A 1265-nucleotide genomic window follows, 5' to 3' on the forward strand; every position below is an offset into this window, starting at 1 on the left:
CGACCCTGGGCCGCGACAAGCTGGAACTGGTCGAGGATGCTGATTTCAGTGCGCGCCGCAAGCAGATGAATCTGCCGCAGGAGAACGTGCTTTATTTCCTGGAAAAGCACAGCCCGGTGCTGGAGGCCTGGCAGTGTGAGCTGCTGCGCATCGTGCGGATGCTGGCGCAGTATTTTTATCCGCAGAAACAGACCAAAGTGATGAACGAGGGCTGCGCGACCTTCGTGCACTACTACATCATTAACAAGCTTTACGAGCAGGGCCAAATCACCGAAGGCGCCTTTATGGAGATTATGCACAGCCACACCAATGTGGTGCTGCAGCCGGAATTTGACGATCCGCGTTTCTCCGGTCTTAATCCTTATGCGCTGGGGTTTGCGATGATGCAGGACATCCGCCGGATCTGTCAGGACCCGACTGATGAGGACCGCGAATGGTTCCCCGATTTCGCCGGTGATCCCGACTGGCGGAAAGTGATGCGCGATGCATGGGCGAATTACCGCGATGAGAGCTTTATCCAGCAGTTCCTGTCGCCGCATCTGATCCGTAAGTTCAAGCTGTTCACGCTGACCAACGACGCCGACCTGCCCAACCTGGTGGTGAGCCAGATCCATAACCGCGCGGGATACAAGGCGATCCGCCGCGATTTGGCAAAGCAGTATGATCTGGCTTACTTGGAACCTGATATTCAGGTGACAGACGCGGATCTGCGCGGTGACCGGGAATTGAAGCTGACCCATACTGTGCGGGATGGCATTCATTTGGATGAGGAGGATCAGGAAGAGGTGCTGAAGCACTTGCGCCGTCTTTGGGGGTATGATGTCAGCTTGGACGCGGTGGAGACCGCCTTCGAAAACTGACGCTCTCCACAGGGCCGGATCCGGCTTTTGGCGGTAGCTTTTCAGCCTTGCTGCGGAAACGAAAACGCAGGCCCAGGGGCCTGCGTTTTGCTGTTTGCAAACTGGATAGGGCTTAGAATTCCACCACGGCGCGGATGGATTTGCCTTCGTGCATCAGCTCGAAGCCTTCGTTGATCTGATCCAGCGTCAGCTTATGGGTGATCATCGGATCGATCTCGATTTTGCCGTCCATGTACCAGTCCACGATCTTGGGCACGTCAGTACGGCCCGAGGCGCCACCGAAGGCGGTGCCGCGCCAGGACCGGCCGGTGACCAGCTGGAACGGCCGGGTGGAAATCTCGGCCCCGGCAGGCGCCACACCGATGATGATCGATTCACCCCAGCCTTTATGCGCCGCTTCCAATG

General features: G+C 57.5%; 1 protein-coding gene and 1 pseudogene. One reads left to right on the forward strand and one right to left on the reverse strand.

Going from position 1 to position 1265, the window contains the following annotated elements:
• Positions 1 to 860 (forward strand): SpoVR family protein (locus A2I95_RS39345; RefSeq protein ID WP_291737789.1); only part of this gene is annotated, 860 nt, incomplete at its 5' end.
• 112 nt (positions 861 to 972) lie between these two features.
• On the opposite strand, the pseudogene A2I95_RS39350 reads toward A2I95_RS39345, so the two are convergent.
• Positions 973 to 1265, reverse strand: a pseudogene (locus A2I95_RS39350) (S-(hydroxymethyl)glutathione dehydrogenase); the annotation flags it as partial.

The sequence above is a fragment of the Leisingera sp. F5 genome, from assembly GCF_001593695.1.